Here is a 15299-nt window from a genome sequence, read left to right on the forward strand (position 1 = left end):
TCGCGGAGAAAGAATGGTGGGTCGTGCAGGATTCGAACCTGCGACCAATTGATTAAAAGTCAACTGCTCTACCAACTGAGCTAACGACCCAATGGTATCCCGTAGGGGAGTCGAACCCCTGTTACCGCCGTGAAAGGGCGGTGTCCTAGGCCTCTAGACGAACGGGACACTGGATTGAAGAACTTGGGAGTTCTTCGTCTCTTTTACTTTCTAAACCTAATCAATCTGTGTGGACACTTATCGTGAATATCTTCGTATAAGGAGGTGATCCAGCCCCAGGTTCCCCTAGGGCTACCTTGTTACGACTTCACCCCAGTCATGAACCACAAAGTGGTGAGCGTCCTCCCCGAAAGGTTAAACTACCCACTTCTTTTGCAGCCCACTCCCATGGTGTGACGGGCGGTGTGTACAAGGCCCGGGAACGTATTCACCGTAGCATTCTGATCTACGATTACTAGCGATTCCGACTTCATGGAGTCGAGTTGCAGACTCCAATCCGGACTACGACGCACTTTTTGGGATTCGCTCACCATCGCTGGCTTGCTGCCCTCTGTATGCGCCATTGTAGCACGTGTGTAGCCCTACTCGTAAGGGCCATGATGACTTGACGTCGTCCCCACCTTCCTCCGGTTTATCACCGGCAGTCTCCCTGGAGTTCCCGACATTACTCGCTGGCAAACAAGGATAAGGGTTGCGCTCGTTGCGGGACTTAACCCAACATTTCACAACACGAGCTGACGACAGCCATGCAGCACCTGTCTCAGAGCTCCCGAAGGCACACCTGCGTCTCCGCTGGCTTCTCTGGATGTCAAGAGTAGGTAAGGTTCTTCGCGTTGCATCGAATTAAACCACATGCTCCACCGCTTGTGCGGGCCCCCGTCAATTCATTTGAGTTTTAATCTTGCGACCGTACTCCCCAGGCGGTCTACTTAACGCGTTAGCTCCGAAAGCCACGGCTCAAGGCCACAACCTCCAAGTAGACATCGTTTACGGCGTGGACTACCAGGGTATCTAATCCTGTTTGCTCCCCACGCTTTCGCATCTGAGTGTCAGTATCTGTCCAGGGGGCCGCCTTCGCCACTGGTATTCCTTCAGATCTCTACGCATTTCACCGCTACACCTGAAATTCTACCCCCCTCTACAGTACTCTAGTTCACCAGTTTCAAATGCAGTTCCGAGGTTGAGCCCCGGGCTTTCACATCTGACTTAATGAACCACCTGCATGCGCTTTACGCCCAGTAATTCCGATTAACGCTCGCACCCTCCGTATTACCGCGGCTGCTGGCACGGAGTTAGCCGGTGCTTCTTCTGTTGCTAACGTCAAGAGATAGCGCTATTAACACTACCCCTTCCTCACAACTGAAAGTACTTTACAACCCGAAGGCCTTCTTCATACACGCGGCATGGCTGCATCAGGCTTTCGCCCATTGTGCAATATTCCCCACTGCTGCCTCCCGTAGGAGTCTGGACCGTGTCTCAGTTCCAGTGTGGCTGATCATCCTCTCAGACCAGCTAGGGATCGTCGCCTTGGTGAGCCATTACCTCACCAACTAGCTAATCCCACCTAGGCATATCTTGACGCGAGAGGCCCGAAGGTCCCCCTCTTTGGCCCGTAGGCATTATGCGGTATTAGCCATCGTTTCCAATGGTTATCCCCACATCAAGGCAATTTCCTAGGCATTACTCACCCGTCCGCCGCTCGACGCCCATTAACGCACCCGAAGGATTGTTAGTGTCGTTTCCGCTCGACTTGCATGTGTTAGGCCTGCCGCCAGCGTTCAATCTGAGCCATGATCAAACTCTTCAATCTAAGATTTTGTGACTCAACGAATACTGACTTCAAAACTACTATGTAATTTTAAAGCTATTACCATTCCAACAGAATGATAATGAATTGACTGTGCCAAATAACCGAAGTTATTTGTATTGGTCACTCAGTTCATTGAAATCATTTTGATTCCGAAGAATCTGTTTTATCTAATGATAAAACGTTTTGATATTCATCAACGAGTGCCCACACAGATTGATAGGTTTAAATTGTTAAAGAGCTTTTCCTTTTTGAGCTTCGCTCAAATCGGACGGCCATTTTAGCGATTTAAGTTTTAGTGTCAACCACTATTTTCAAAACTTTTTTCAAGCGCTTAGCTTGGCTAATTTGGCTTGCTAATTCGTTTTGGTTTCCTAAGAAGCCATCCCGTGTCAGCGAGGTGGCATTATAGAGATTTCGATCACACTGGCAAGCCCTTTTTGAAGTTTTTCTTACTTTTTTGATTGTTCGAGCGTTTTTTGTTCAAAACACCCCGTTTTCACTAGTATTCCCCTTAATTAAGGGCTTAAGGTGCCTATATAAAGGAGGATTTATGAGTTCAATACGCAGTTATAAAGGTATATCACCTCAGATCGGGCAAGGTGTCTATATAGATACAAGTTCTGTACTGGTTGGTGATATCAAAATCGGTGATGACTCTAGTGTATGGCCTTTGGTTGCAGCTCGAGGAGATGTGAACCACATACATATAGGCGATAGAACCAATATCCAAGATGGCAGTGTTCTACATGTGACCCACAAGAATGCAGAAAACCCTGAGGGTTATCCTCTATTAATAGGTAATGATGTCACGATCGGTCATAAAGTCATGCTGCATGGCTGCACTATTAAGGATCGCGTACTCGTAGGTATGGGAGCTATTGTGCTGGATGGTGTGGTTATCGAGCAAGAAGTGATGATTGGTGCGGGAAGCTTGGTTCCACCTAACAAGGTACTTGAGAGCGGTTACCTATATGTAGGAAGCCCCGTTAAGCAAGCACGCCCATTAAATGATAAAGAACGTGCTTTCTTGCAGAAGTCGGCTGACAACTATGTCCAGAATAAAAACGACTATCTAGACTCTGTGCTTCCTGTTTAAAGTGCTTTGATCTGAATTCGATTAGAGGAGTCATACTCCTCTTCTTCTATTAGCTCTTCTGCTAATTCTTCAATATCAAAACGAAGCTCAGAAAATATAGCCAGTGCTTGTTTGCCTTCTTCTATATCTTTACCTGCCAATCGAGACAACTCTTCAATAGACACAACACATTCGATCAACGCACCAGACTGCTGTGCTGGGAAAACAATAGACTGACTCTCTTCATCCCAATCTTGGATGTCAGGGAATAAGATTGATTGATTCATTTTTATAAGTACCTTATTACATCTCTAGATTTCTACGCAATTCTCTTAAGATCTGCTTGGTTCCCGGGCGAAGACCACGCCATAACATGAAGCTCTCTGCAGCCTGACCCACCAGCATACCTAAACCATCATAAGCAGCATGAACACCATTATCTAACGCCCACTGATTAAATACTGTCGTTCCAGATCCGTAGACCATGTCATAGACGGCGCTGTTTGTATTAAAGATGGCATCGGAAACTTCAGGGAGTTGGCCACTTAGGCCTGATGAGGTGGAGTTAATGATGACATCAAAGCCTTCATTCACATCACTTAGTCCCATTCCTTTGATATTGCCGTTTGAAGAAAACATCTCCGCTAGGAGTTCAGCTTTGGAACTGGTTCGGTTAGCAACCACCAATTGTTGTGGTTTTTGATCAAGAAGGGGCTGAATTACACCTCTTGCTGCGCCACCAGCACCTAGCAAGAAAACTCGAGCACCCTCTAATACCACTTGATGCTGAAGTAAGTCTTGAACGAGACCCTCGCCATCAGTGTTATCACCAATGATCTCTCCGTCATCTAATTTCTTCAATGTATTAACGGCACCGGCTAATTGAGCCCTTTCCGTTAGGCGATTAGCAAACTGATAGGCATCTTCTTTAAATGGCGCAGTGACATTACACCCTCTACCACCTTCGCTAAAAAAAGCTTTAGCCGCGGTAATGAATTGGCCATGTTCTGGCTGCAGTGCTGTATAGGTAAGTTGTTGATTGGTTTGGCGAGCAAATAACGTGTGAATGAATGGCGATTTGCTTTGCCCAATAGGGTTACCGAAAACGGCATAACGATCTACTTGCTGTGTCATATCCTTACCTAACAGAAATAATAAAAAGGGTCATCTATATAGATGACCCTATCACTATCCCTATAAGGAAGGAAGAACTACCAAACTCGCGGTTTTAGGTAGTCACTATAAAGCAGCGCTTCTGGTGACCCGACTTGTGGTTCGTAACGGTATTCCCAACGAGCCAATGGTGGCATAGACATCAAGATAGACTCTGTGCGACCACCGCTTTGTAGACCAAATAGGGTACCACGGTCGTACACTAGGTTAAATTCAACATAGCGGCCACGACGGTATAGTTGGAAGTCACGCTCACGTTCGCCATAAGGTGTCTCTTTGCGACGCTCGACAATAGGTAAGTACGCCTCAGCAAAACCTTCACCGACCGCCTGCATGTAAGCAAAGCTCTTATCGAACCCCCACTCATTTAAGTCATCAAAGAACAGACCACCAACACCACGTGTTTCATCACGGTGAGGCAAGTAGAAGTATTTATCACACCACTCTTTGTGCTCTTGATACACGTTATCACCAAATGGTGCGCACAGATCTTTAGCGGTTTGATGCCAAGACTGGCAATCTTCATCTACTGGATAGAATGGCGTTAAATCAAAACCACCACCGAACCACCAAATAGGGTCTTCCCCTTCCTTTTCGGCAATAAAGAATCGTACGTTGGCGTGTGAGGTTGGGATATAAGGGTTTTTTGGGTGGATAACTAACGATACACCCATCGCTTCAAACTTACGTCCGGCTAATTCAGGGCGGTGAGCGGTTGCTGAAGCGGGCATTGTCTTACCTGCAACGTGAGAAAAGTTAACACCACCTTGCTCAAAGACCGCACCGTTGGTCATCACACGAGTACGACCACCACCACCGAGGCGTTCGCCAGGTTCGCGCTCCCATGCGTCTTCTTCAAACAACGCGTTACCATCAGCTTGCTCAAGCTGTTGGCAAATCGAATCTTGTAGGCTCAGTAAAAACTGCTTTACTGCTTCTTTATCAATTGCTGACATTTTACTTTCCTTTGCAGGGTTTAACCCTGTCTTAATATTTTCGACGTTTTTGCATCTCTAATTTCGCTAGGCTTCTCGCGACCACCCGTTTGACCTTCAAGAATCGCGACCAAGTGCTGACCCAGTTGCTGTTGGACTTCTTCAGTCGTCATACAAGGCGGCTCACCCGTTAAGTTAGCACTAGTTGAGGTTAACGGCTTACCGAATTCATTACACATTCTTTGAACCAAAGGGTGATCAGTCACGCGTACCGCGATCGAATCAAACTGACCGCTGACCCAGTCTGTTACTTTACTGCTGGTTGGCATAATCCAAGTGACCGGACCCGGCCAAGTCGCTTTAACCGCCGCTAATTGGTCACCGGTTAGTTGGCTCTCATCAATATAAGGAAGCAACTGCTCGTAACTTGCCGCAATTAAGATCAGGCCCTTTTCAACCGGACGTTGTTTTAACTCGAGTAATTTCTTGATGGCTTGTGGATTATCTGGATCACAACCGACCCCAAAAACGCCTTCGGTCGGGTAAGCAATGACTTCACCTTGTTGTAATGCCTGCAATGTATGTTGAAAGTTATCCACGGGTGCCTCATTAATTCAGTTATCTAACTCACTAAGTGTACAAATTATCACTCACTGTGACTAAAGCTATTTGTTTATAAAATGCATCAATTAACAACTTAGACTGACGCAAACGTTTTCCTTAAGCACTTTTACCCGTATAATGCGCGCAAAATATCTAATCACTAATTAAATCGTACCTGAAGGAGTTTGAGATGACTGTCGGTATTATCATGGGTTCTAAATCTGATTGGCCAACAATGAAGCTAGCTGCAGAAATGTTGGATCAGTTTGGCGTGGCGTACGAAACAAAAGTGGTTTCTGCTCACCGCACACCTCAGTTGCTAGCAGACTACGCAACCAGTGCGAAAGAGCGCGATATTAAAGTAATTATTGCTGGTGCTGGCGGTGCAGCTCACCTTCCTGGCATGGCAGCTGCTTTCACAAGCGTCCCAGTTCTTGGTGTTCCTGTTCAGTCTAAAGCACTGAAAGGCATGGACTCGCTACTTTCTATCGTACAGATGCCAAAAGGCATCGCAGTAGGTACTCTAGCTATCGGTGAAGCGGGTGCAGCGAACGCTGGCATCCTAGCGGCACAAATCATTGGTACATACAATGAAGATGTGATGGCAAAAGTAGAAGCGTTCCGCTCTGAGCAAACAGAAACGGTACTTGCGAATCCAAACCCTGCAGAGGACTAATTCCCATGCATGTTCTTGTGTTAGGCGCGGGCCAACTTGCTCGCATGATGTCCCTAGCTGGGGCACCGCTGAATATTGAAATTTCTGCTTTTGATGTTGGCAGCAAAAATATTGTTCATCCATTAACGCAAGCGATTCTAGGCAACGGCTTAGAAAATGCGATTGAGCGCGCGGACGTCATTACTGCTGAGTTCGAACACATCCCTCACGACGTACTTGAGGTATGTGAGCGCAGCGGTAAGTTCTTACCGACCACAGAAGCTATCAAAGCAGGCGGTGACCGTCGTCTTGAAAAAGCGCTGTTAGACGAAGCGAACGTGAAAAACGCTAAGTATTATGTGATTAATTCTCGCGAAGACTTTGACGCTGCGATCGCTCACGTTGGCTTACCAATGGTACTGAAGAGCACCCTTGGCGGCTACGATGGTAAGGGCCAGTGGCGCTTAAAGACATTAGACAATGTTGACGCGACTTGGGCAGAAATGGCTGAGTGCATTGCAGCGACCGACAATCAAGCGATTGTAGCTGAAGAGTTCGTCCCATTCGACCGTGAAGTATCACTGGTTGGTGCTCGCGGTACCAATGGCGAGATTCAAGTGTACCCACTGGCTGAAAATGTTCACACCGACGGCGTATTGAGCTTATCGACCGCGATTGATGACATTGAACTACAAGATCAAGCAAAAACCATGTTCACCGCAATAGCAGAACGCTTAGATTACGTTGGCGTACTAGCACTTGAGTTCTTTGATGTTCAAGGTTCACTGCTGGTTAACGAGATTGCACCACGTGTTCATAACTCTGGCCACTGGACGCAGCAAGGCGCTGAAACTTGTCAGTTTGAGAACCATCTGCGTGCTGTATGTGGCATGCCACTAGGCAGCACTAAGCTGATTCGTCCAACCGCAATGATCAACATTCTTGGTGAAGATACTCTACCTGAGGCTATTCTGGCTCAAGGCGGCTGTCATGTTCATTGGTATGGTAAAGAGAAGCGTGCAGGTCGTAAGATGGGCCACATCAACGTGAGCGCAGATTACAATGCAGAACTGCAAAGAGCGTTGTGCTCATTGGCTGATATTCTTGATAAGCAAGCCTACCCGGCTGTGCATGAGTTTGCTGAGCAGATGAAGTAAGCCTACATTGGTTTATGGATATAAAAAGTTCATTGGATATAGAAACGGCGCTCATTGAGCGCCGTTTTTTTATTTCTGGTCATTCACTTACTGTGATTAACATGACTACTGAGATTGAATGTGATGACACTTGCGGTCTGCACATTGCTTCTTGGTACCACTAGCTGTTTTCTTCTCAAGCAACAACGGGAACTGGCACTCTTCACAACGACCAATCACAGGAGGCTGATTAATGGCAAACTTACACTTAGGGTAGTTATCACAAGCGTAGAAGGTTTTTCCATAGCGAGATTTGCGTTCAACCAAGTGGCCTCTACCACACTCAGGGCATGCAACCAGCGGCTGCTCTTCAGGCTGTTCTTTTGGCTGGTCCAAAGATTCGATGTGATTACACTCTGGATAGTTGCTGCAACCAATAAACATCCCAAAGCGACCTTGTCTTAATACCAATTCGTTTTGGCATTTAGGACACGGTACACCCAGTTCTTTCACCACATGGCCATCGTTTTGATGCAAAGGCTTGATGTAATCACAGCTCGGATACTGCTTACAGCCTAAAAAAGGGCCGTGCTTACCATGGCGAAGCTGAAGCTCCCCGCCACACTGTGGACATGGTTCATGCTCTAACGCATGTTCATGTGCTGAAAAAAGCTGATTATCAATCTTACTACTCATGACAAGCCTGTATTAATGCAAGATACCTTGCTCTTTGGTGTACAACAGCTCTTCCATTTGCGTGTAAGCACTTTCATTACCCGGCACATTGAATAGCACCATTAAGATAATCCATTTCAGATCATCCAATTCAAATTCGTTGGTCTCAAGTCCCATCACACGATCAATCACCATTTCACGAATCTCTGTCGTGAGCACGTTGATCTGCTCTAGGAAAAGTAAGAAACCTCGACACTCCATATTAATACGCGATACTTCTCGACTAGTGTAAACACGCATCGAGGTATTGGAGCACATAGTAATTGCCGCTTGGTTATCGGTATCTTGCAGTGCCGCAAGGTCTTCTAACCAATGGAGGGCCTTATAAATATCTTCTTGGTGAAACCCTGCTCGAAGAAGCTCATCTTCAAGTTCGTCTTGATCCACCTGCAATTCAGAATCGCTATGGATGTAGGTTTCAAACAAGTACATCAGTATGTCCATCATCATAGCTTAGCCTCTCCCCTTTCGAATATAGCCACCGGAAACTGCAACAACATGCCCTGAGAGCTCAAGCTCTAAAAGCTGCATCATGACTTCATGCACAGGTATATGGGTTCTCTGTGCCAAAATATCAACGGGTGTCGCCTCTAATCCTACGTTAGCTAACAGCTGTGGAAATGGCAATTGTTCATTTTCACCCTTATTCTGCGTAGGTTCGAATAAGCTCGGCTGCTGATCTATAGACCAGTTTAACAGACTCTTTATTTCAATCAGAACATCTTGAGCATTTTGCACTAAACATGCTCCAGCTTTGATGAGACTGTTACCTCCGCGACTGGTTGGATTATGAATTGAACCGGGCAGCGCAAACACCTCTCTCCCTTGCTCCATGGCATAGCGAGCCGTAATCAAAGAACCACTCTTCTCAGCCGCTTCCACCACTAAAGTGCCTAACGACAAGCCACTTATAATACGGTTACGACGGGGAAAATGTTCAGGTCTTGGTTTAGCACTTGGGCGAAACTCTGAAATCAGCGCGCCATTCTCACAGATCCTCTCAGCTAGATTTCGGTGGCGGGCAGGATAAATGGAGTCCAAACCAGAACCCAACACTGCAAAAGTTTCTCCTCCCTTATCTAGAGCACCATCATGTGCATAGCCATCGATGCCTAAAGCTAAGCCACTGGTGACAATCAAACCGTTTTGGACGAACTCTTTGGCGAAGGACTTCGCGGTTTGCAGCCCTTCGAGACTGGCATTGCGACTGCCGACCATGGCGATTTGAGGTTCAATCAGCTTTTCAACGTGTCCTTTAACGAAAAGAACACTGGGCGCAGAAGCTATCTCGTTCAGCAGTTTGGGATAATGTAAGCAATTAGGAGTAATGATGTGATGGTTGGGTTGTCTTGCTTGCCACGCGAGACAAGCCTCAACTTCTCTTGGGGCTTGCTCTCTTAAATAAGATATTTGCTTGGCTGACAAACCGATAGCTTGCAGCTGCTGACTTGAGTAGCCAACAATGTTCGAAGGGGAATCGATACTCAGCAGGCGGGAAAGGCGTTTGCCACCCAATTGCGGAACAAAACTTAGAGTTAGCCAAGCACTCAGTTGTTGCTCATTCACTCGGTGCCCTTAATATCTTCCGTCAAAGCAAGATCCAAAGGCGATACTGCCAGAATGTCATTACTAACAGGCTTAGAGCTCTGAGTAATCAACGCGAGGCTAAAATATTCATAAGGGCGAATGACCATCAAGCTACCCAGAGAGGTACTTGGCAATTGCACCTTATCGCTCGCCGCTGACTCTGTATAGCTGTATTCACCCTGCTTACCAAACACCACCGCGCCGCTTTCGCTGAGGGTAAACATAGACCCCTGACGAAGATTATCCTGTGAACCTTTGTTGATCACCACTACCTGATTCTTCGCGCTGTACTGGCTGCCATCTAATGAACCCAAGATATTAGCAAACTGACCCGCCGCACTGGGTGCAGGATAAAACGTGGTAGAGAACTTCACCTGATCAACACCAAGTTCAGGTAGCACCAGGTCGTTAAGCAGTACCTCTTGCAGCTGAGTCTCTATATGTAAGCTGCTGAACTCAGCATCCACCTCTTTTAAGCGCGCAGTGGCAACCAAACGCAACGAGGTAATACTCGCTTGAGGTTGCTGTCGTTGATAAGTTTCAACTGCGCGGTAGATACCCCACTTTTGATGCTGTTGGTTACCTGAGATAAATAACCGGTCTGCACCCGATAAGAAACGTTTACCATCACTAGTTCCTAATACTCGTTGTGCCGATTCGATGTCTTGCTGCTCTACCAAGCGATCAGACTGTAAATAAGGTAGAACCAGTCCCTCGTTGACGGTAGGTACTGCTTTCTTCTCAGAAACACGAATCTTGGGGCTAAGTTTGATAACAGGCTTGAGGCTCAATACAGGCTCGCCATTAATCCAAACCAAAGACAGTTTATCTCCGGGATAAATAAGGTGAGGGTTTTCTATCTCTGGGTTCACCTGCCATAACCTTGGCCACAGCCATGGACTATCGAGATACATCGCAGAGATATCCCACAAGGTATCGCCCTTAACCACCACATACGCCTCGGGCGCGCCCTGTTTAATGGTTAAAGGTTGCTCACTATTTTCAGCCGTAGCGGCAAACGAAATCGAGGCACAAATAAGAGATAAAGCAGGGAATAAATGACGCATGACCTAGGTTCCTTGGTCTGAATATATGACATCTGATTGGAGAATTACCTTCAGGATGCTGTCATTTGACCTCTAAAATGTCTAGAATTGAGCCAACAAGGTTTAAGCTGTTTCGGCACAGTTCAATATTTCGAGTGTATATGTCTGTATTACAAGTATTAACATTACCAGATGATCGTCTACGTACCGTGGCGAAACCGGTAAAAGAAGTTACCCCAGAGATTCAAAAGTTCGTTGATGACATGATTGAAACCATGTACGACGAAGAAGGTATCGGCCTTGCGGCAACGCAAGTAGATTTCCATCAACGCATCGTTGTTATCGATATTTCAGAGACGCGTGATGAGCCTATGGTTCTGATCAACCCTGAAATCACCGAAAAGCGTGGCGAAGATGGTATCGAAGAAGGCTGCCTATCTGTACCAGGCGCTCGAGCTCTAGTACCTCGCGCTGCAGAAGTAACGGTTAAAGCATTAGACCGTGACGGCAACGAATTTACATTCGATGCTGATGACCTTCTGGCTATCTGTGTTCAGCACGAACTTGACCACCTAGAAGGCAAGTTGTTTGTTGATTACCTATCGCCACTAAAGCGTAAACGTATCCAAGATAAGCTAGCGAAAATTAAACGTTTCAACGAGAAACAGGGTTAATCACCGCTGCTATTACTAAATTAGAAGGAAGCCTACCTTGAGTCAGTCTTTAAGAATTGTCTTCGCAGGTACTCCGGATTTCGCCGCCCGTCACTTGGCGGCGTTGTTGTCTTCGGAGCATGAAGTTATTGCTGTTTACACACAGCCAGATCGTCCAGCAGGCCGTGGTAAAAAACTAACTGCGAGCCCAGTAAAAAACATCGCACTTGAAAACAACATTCCGGTTTACCAACCAGAAAACTTCAAGTCAGATGAAGCTAAGCAAGAACTAGCGGATTTAAATGCTGACATCATGGTTGTTGTAGCGTACGGCTTATTGCTTCCACAAGTGGTTTTAGATACACCTCGCTTAGGTTGTATCAATGTGCATGGTTCTATCTTGCCGCGCTGGCGTGGTGCTGCTCCTATCCAACGTTCTATTTGGGCGGGTGATAAAGAGACAGGCGTAACGATCATGCAGATGGATATTGGCCTAGATACGGGTGACATGCTAAGCATCGCAACGCTACCAATTGAAGCGACAGATACCAGTGCTTCGATGTATGAAAAGCTAGCTGGCCTTGGCCCTGATGCGCTTGTTGAGTGTTTGTCTGACATCGCTTCTGGTAAAGCGGTAGCTGAGAAGCAAGACGACGAACTTGCTAACTACGCGAAGAAGCTAAGTAAAGAAGAAGCGCGTATCAACTGGAGTGATGACGCGGCTCATATTGAGCGCTGCATTCGTGCTTTCAACCCATGGCCAATGAGCCACTTTGAAGCTGCGGAAAACAGCATCAAAGTATGGCAAAGCCGTGTAGCAGAGCAAACCTCTAACAAGCCTGCAGGTACTATTCTGCAAGCCGATAAAACGGGTATCTACGTAGCAACAGGACAAGGTGTACTTGTTCTTGAACAGCTACAAGTGCCTGGTAAAAAAGCCATGTCAGTTCAGGACATCTTGAACTCTCGTGCAAGCTGGTTTGAAGTTGGAACTCAACTTTCTTAATCGCTTTTAAAGCTGCCATAAGCGCAGCTTAGAAAACCTTTACGAGGGCAGAGATGCCCTCATGTATTCAAATAAATATTCGGTACCCCTCATGAATGTTCGCGCTGCTGCTGCAAATGTCCTATTCCAAGTTGTCGATAAAGGCCACTCTCTTTCACACGCTCTCCCTGCGGCTCAAAAAACGATCCGCCCGCGAGACCATGCTCTATTGCAAGAGATTTGCTACGGCGCACTTCGTTACCTGCCTCGTCTAGAGTCAATCGCTAACGAACTGATGGAAAACCCGCTTAAAGGTAAAAAGCGTGTATTCCACCACCTTATTTTGGTGGGCATTTACCAACTGAGTTTCATGCGTATTCCTTCGCACGCTGCCGTTGCGGAAACCGTTGAGGGCACCAAAACACTGCGTGGTCCAAGCCTAAGTGGTTTGATCAACGCGGTATTACGTAGCTACCTACGTGACCAAGAAGAGCTAGATGAGAAAGCGGTTAGCCACAATGCGGGCAAATACGGCCACCCAAGCTGGATTCTAAAAATGCTTCAAGAGAGCTACCCAGATCAATGGGAGCAACTGGTTGAAGCAAACAACAGCAAGGCACCAATGTGGTTGCGCGTAAACCGCCAACACCACACGCGTGACGAGTATGTTGAACTGCTTAAAAACGAAAACATTGAATACACACTGCACCCAGAAGCGGCGGATGCCATAAAATTGGCCGCACCTTGCGATGTGACTTTACTACCTGGCTTCGACAGAGGTTGGGTATCAGTACAAGACGCAGCGGCTCAGCTTTCTGTAGATTACCTAACACCAAAAGATGGTGAGCTAATCCTAGACTGTTGTGCAGCCCCAGGCGGTAAAACCGCACACATTCTTGAGCACACTAACGACACTGAAGTGGTTGCCATTGACTGTGATATTAAACGCCTAGACCGTGTTTACGATAACCTTGAACGTCTACAACTGCGTGCCGACGTAATTTGTGGCGATGCTCGCTACCCTGAAGAGTGGTGGATGGGCGATAAGTTCGACCGTATCCTACTTGATGCGCCTTGTTCTGCGACAGGTGTAATCCGCCGTCACCCTGACATCAAGTGGCTACGTCGTGCATCTGATATTGATGCACTTGCGGAACTGCAAAGTGAGATCATGGATGCAATGTGGCGTCAGCTGAAAGAAGGCGGAACCATGGTTTACGCGACATGCTCTATCACACCGCAAGAGAACGTTCTGCAAGTGAAAGCTTTCCTAGAGCGTACCGAGAACGCAACGCTGGTTGGGTCTGATATCGAAAATCCGGGTCGTCAAATACTGCCTGGTGAAGAAGATATGGATGGCTTCTACTACGCAGTTCTAGTAAAACAGGCATAACAATTAACAGCGGCTAAGAATTTATTTCTTAGCCGCTGTTTCTTTCTAGTGCATTATCGAAGCAAAATGAGTGCACTAGAATTACAACGGCGAAAATAAGAGAAAGGCTATGAAGATCATTATCCTAGGTGCTGGACAAGTAGGCGGTACCCTTGCTGAAAACCTAGTAGGTGAAAACAATGACATCACGATCGTCGACCGTAATGCCGACCGACTGCGTGAACTTCAAGACAAATACGACCTTAGGGTTGTAAACGGCTATGCCAGCCACCCGAACACACTACGTGAAGCGGGTGCGCAAGATGCCGACATGTTGGTTGCCGTAACCAACATGGATGAAACCAACATGGCTGCATGTCAAGTTGCCTTCTCTCTTTTCAACACGCCAAACCGAATTGCCCGTATTCGCTCTCCAGAATATCTAGAAGAGAAAGAAGCGCTGTTCAAATCTGGTGCCATCCCGGTTGATCACCTGATCGCACCGGAAGAACTGGTCACCAGCTACATCGAACGTTTAATTCAATACCCAGGCGCACTACAAGTGGTGAGCTTCGCAGAGCAGAAAGTGAGCCTAGTGGCGGTAAAAGCCTACTATGGTGGCCCACTGGTTGGTAATGCCCTGTCTGCTTTACGTGAGCACATGCCGCACATCGATACACGTGTAGCGGCTATCTTCCGTCAAGGTCGCCCTATTCGCCCACAAGGCACCACCATCATTGAAGCCGATGATGAAGTGTTCTTTGTAGCGGCAAGTAACCATATCCGCTCAGTGATGAGTGAGCTACAACGCCTAGAGAAACCGTACCGCCGCATCATGATTGTCGGTGGTGGTAACATTGGTGCAAGCTTGGCGAAACGCCTTGAGCAGAGCTACAGCATCAAGCTTATCGAGCGCAGCTACACTCGTGCCGAGAAGCTGTCTGAAGAGTTAGAAAACACCATAGTATTCTGTGGTGACGCAGCAGACCAAGAGCTGCTCACCGAAGAGAACATCGATCAAGTTGATGTGTTCATCGCCCTAACCAATGAAGATGAAACCAACATCATGTCTGCGATGCTGGCTAAGCGCATGGGTGCCAAGAAAGTAATGGTACTGATTCAGCGTGGTGCTTACGTCGACCTTGTTCAGGGAGGTGTGATTGATATTGCGATCTCTCCACAACAAGCAACCATTTCTGCGCTGCTTACTCACGTTCGTCGTGCTGATATTGTTAACGTATCATCTCTACGTCGCGGCGCTGCAGAGGCGATCGAAGCGATTGCTCACGGTGACGAAACCACATCTAAAGTCGTTGGCCGAGCAATTGGCGACATCAAACTGCCACCGGGCACGACTATTGGTGCGATTGTTCGCGGAGAAGAGGTACTTATCGCGCACGATAGAACCGTAATCGAACAAGATGACCACGTAGTGATGTTCCTAGTGGACAAGAAATACGTACCTGATGTTGAGTCTCTATTCCAACCGAGCCCGTTCTTCTTATAGCCTTGTTTCGTAAGCGTCTTCTCATAA

The 15299-nt window shown here is 47.0% G+C and carries 15 protein-coding genes, 2 tRNA genes and 1 rRNA gene; 7 read left to right on the forward strand and 11 right to left on the reverse strand.

What is annotated here, in order from left to right; all coding sequences use genetic code 11:
* Nucleotides 1-14: 14 nt before the first annotated feature.
* The 3 genes from ITG10_RS07465 to ITG10_RS07475 all read right to left on the reverse strand — a co-directional run bounded on the left by ITG10_RS07465 (nt 15) and on the right by ITG10_RS07475 (nt 1810).
* A tRNA-Lys gene (locus ITG10_RS07465) sits at nt 15-90 on the reverse strand.
* Between the two features lie 2 nt (nt 91-92).
* Nucleotides 93-168: transfer RNA gene (locus ITG10_RS07470), tRNA-Glu, on the reverse strand.
* Between the two features lie 89 nt (nt 169-257).
* Nucleotides 258-1810: ribosomal RNA gene (locus ITG10_RS07475) — 16S ribosomal RNA — on the reverse strand.
* A gap of 550 nt (nt 1811-2360) precedes the next feature.
* Here ITG10_RS07475 and ITG10_RS07480 point away from each other — a divergent pair.
* The gene (locus ITG10_RS07480) at nt 2361-2906 is read left to right on the forward strand and encodes a gamma carbonic anhydrase family protein (protein ID WP_017631521.1); all 546 of its coding nucleotides are present in this window, start codon (nt 2361-2363) and stop codon (nt 2904-2906) included.
* Here ITG10_RS07480 and ITG10_RS07485 read toward each other — a convergent pair.
* The 4 genes from ITG10_RS07485 to ITG10_RS07500 form a co-directional block, all read right to left on the reverse strand.
* Nucleotides 2903-3172, reverse strand: coding sequence for a DUF1488 domain-containing protein (locus ITG10_RS07485; protein ID WP_017631522.1), 270 nt, complete (start codon nt 3170-3172; stop codon nt 2903-2905). The genes ITG10_RS07480 and ITG10_RS07485 overlap by 4 nt on opposite strands.
* 16 nt (nt 3173-3188) lie before the next feature.
* Entirely contained in the window at nt 3189-4019 is an 831-nt protein-coding gene (gene aroE / locus ITG10_RS07490) for a shikimate dehydrogenase (protein ID WP_017631523.1), read from the reverse strand.
* A gap of 77 nt (nt 4020-4096) precedes the next feature.
* Complete coding sequence (gene hemF / locus ITG10_RS07495) at nt 4097-5014, reverse strand: oxygen-dependent coproporphyrinogen oxidase (RefSeq protein ID WP_017631524.1); 918 nt, start codon at nt 5012-5014, stop codon at nt 4097-4099.
* 20 nt (nt 5015-5034) lie between these two features.
* A complete protein-coding gene (locus tag ITG10_RS07500; RefSeq protein ID WP_017631525.1) occupies nt 5035-5592 on the reverse strand; it encodes an L-threonylcarbamoyladenylate synthase in 558 nt (185 codons plus the stop codon).
* A 194-nt stretch (nt 5593-5786) separates the two neighbouring features.
* On the opposite strand from ITG10_RS07500, the gene purE reads away from it, so the two are divergent.
* Nucleotides 5787-6272 (forward strand): 5-(carboxyamino)imidazole ribonucleotide mutase, encoded by a 486-nt coding sequence (gene purE / locus ITG10_RS07505; RefSeq protein ID WP_017631526.1) that lies wholly within the window; start codon nt 5787-5789, stop codon nt 6270-6272.
* Between the two features lie 5 nt (nt 6273-6277).
* A complete protein-coding gene (locus ITG10_RS07510) occupies nt 6278-7408 on the forward strand; it encodes a 5-(carboxyamino)imidazole ribonucleotide synthase (protein WP_017631527.1) in 1131 nt (376 codons plus the stop codon).
* Nucleotides 7409-7513: 105 nt separating this feature from the next.
* On the opposite strand, the gene ITG10_RS07515 is transcribed toward ITG10_RS07510, so the two are convergent.
* The 4 genes from ITG10_RS07515 to ITG10_RS07530 are packed head-to-tail and all read right to left on the reverse strand — an operon-like array spanning nt 7514 to nt 10776.
* Nucleotides 7514-8083: a topoisomerase DNA-binding C4 zinc finger domain-containing protein gene (locus ITG10_RS07515; protein WP_017631528.1), complete on the reverse strand. Its 570-nt coding sequence runs from the start codon at nt 8081-8083 to the stop codon at nt 7514-7516.
* Nucleotides 8084-8095: 12 nt separating this feature from the next.
* Nucleotides 8096-8572 (reverse strand): DUF494 family protein, encoded by a 477-nt coding sequence (locus tag ITG10_RS07520; RefSeq protein WP_017631529.1) that lies wholly within the window; start codon nt 8570-8572, stop codon nt 8096-8098.
* A gap of 3 nt (nt 8573-8575) precedes the next feature.
* Nucleotides 8576-9688, reverse strand: a complete 1113-nt coding sequence (gene dprA / locus ITG10_RS07525) for a DNA-processing protein DprA (protein WP_248386761.1) — start codon at nt 9686-9688, stop codon at nt 8576-8578.
* Nucleotides 9685-10776, reverse strand: coding sequence for a LysM peptidoglycan-binding domain-containing protein (locus tag ITG10_RS07530; protein WP_017631530.1), 1092 nt, complete (start codon nt 10774-10776; stop codon nt 9685-9687). Before ITG10_RS07530 ends, dprA begins: the two co-directional genes overlap by 4 nt.
* Before the next feature lie 140 nt (nt 10777-10916).
* On the opposite strand from ITG10_RS07530, the gene def reads away from it, so the two are divergent.
* The 4 genes from def (at nt 10917) to trkA (ending at nt 15272) form a co-directional block, all read left to right on the forward strand.
* The gene (gene def / locus ITG10_RS07535; protein ID WP_017058772.1) at nt 10917-11429 is read left to right on the forward strand and encodes a peptide deformylase; all 513 of its coding nucleotides are present in this window, start codon (nt 10917-10919) and stop codon (nt 11427-11429) included.
* Between the two features lie 37 nt (nt 11430-11466).
* A complete protein-coding gene (fmt, locus tag ITG10_RS07540; RefSeq protein WP_017631531.1) occupies nt 11467-12414 on the forward strand; it encodes a methionyl-tRNA formyltransferase in 948 nt (315 codons plus the stop codon).
* 91 nt (nt 12415-12505) lie between these two features.
* Nucleotides 12506-13786 carry a 16S rRNA (cytosine(967)-C(5))-methyltransferase RsmB gene (gene rsmB / locus ITG10_RS07545; RefSeq protein ID WP_017631532.1) on the forward strand — a complete coding sequence of 427 codons (1281 nt, stop codon included), beginning with the start codon at nt 12506-12508 and terminating at the stop codon, nt 13784-13786.
* A 109-nt stretch (nt 13787-13895) separates the two neighbouring features.
* Entirely contained in the window at nt 13896-15272 is a 1377-nt protein-coding gene (gene trkA / locus ITG10_RS07550; protein WP_004739332.1) for a Trk system potassium transporter TrkA, read from the forward strand.
* The last annotated feature ends 27 nt before the right edge of the window (nt 15273-15299 follow it).

This window comes from Vibrio sp. ED004 (assembly GCF_023206395.1).
Lineage (GTDB): Bacteria > Pseudomonadota > Gammaproteobacteria > Enterobacterales > Vibrionaceae > Vibrio.

Excerpts from the sequence above, each read along its gene's own strand:
- ITG10_RS07530 (WP_017631530.1), bottom strand. The coding sequence starts at position 10,776 with ATGCGTCATTTATTCCCTGCTTTATCTCTTATTTGTGCCTCGATTTCG.
- ITG10_RS07485 (WP_017631522.1), bottom strand. The coding sequence starts at position 3,172 with ATGAATCAATCAATCTTATTCCCTGACATCCAAGATTGGGATGAAGAG.
- ITG10_RS07510 (WP_017631527.1), top strand. The coding sequence starts at position 6,278 with ATGCATGTTCTTGTGTTAGGCGCGGGCCAACTTGCTCGCATGATGTCC.
- def (WP_017058772.1), top strand. The coding sequence starts at position 10,917 with ATGTCTGTATTACAAGTATTAACATTACCAGATGATCGTCTACGTACC.
- ITG10_RS07520 (WP_017631529.1), bottom strand. The coding sequence starts at position 8,572 with ATGATGATGGACATACTGATGTACTTGTTTGAAACCTACATCCATAGC.
- aroE (WP_017631523.1), bottom strand. The coding sequence starts at position 4,019 with ATGACACAGCAAGTAGATCGTTATGCCGTTTTCGGTAACCCTATTGGG.
- ITG10_RS07515 (WP_017631528.1), bottom strand. The coding sequence starts at position 8,083 with ATGAGTAGTAAGATTGATAATCAGCTTTTTTCAGCACATGAACATGCG.
- trkA (WP_004739332.1), top strand. The coding sequence starts at position 13,896 with ATGAAGATCATTATCCTAGGTGCTGGACAAGTAGGCGGTACCCTTGCT.
- rsmB (WP_017631532.1), top strand. The coding sequence starts at position 12,506 with ATGAATGTTCGCGCTGCTGCTGCAAATGTCCTATTCCAAGTTGTCGAT.
- ITG10_RS07480 (WP_017631521.1), top strand. The coding sequence starts at position 2,361 with ATGAGTTCAATACGCAGTTATAAAGGTATATCACCTCAGATCGGGCAA.
- purE (WP_017631526.1), top strand. The coding sequence starts at position 5,787 with ATGACTGTCGGTATTATCATGGGTTCTAAATCTGATTGGCCAACAATG.
- hemF (WP_017631524.1), bottom strand. The coding sequence starts at position 5,014 with ATGTCAGCAATTGATAAAGAAGCAGTAAAGCAGTTTTTACTGAGCCTA.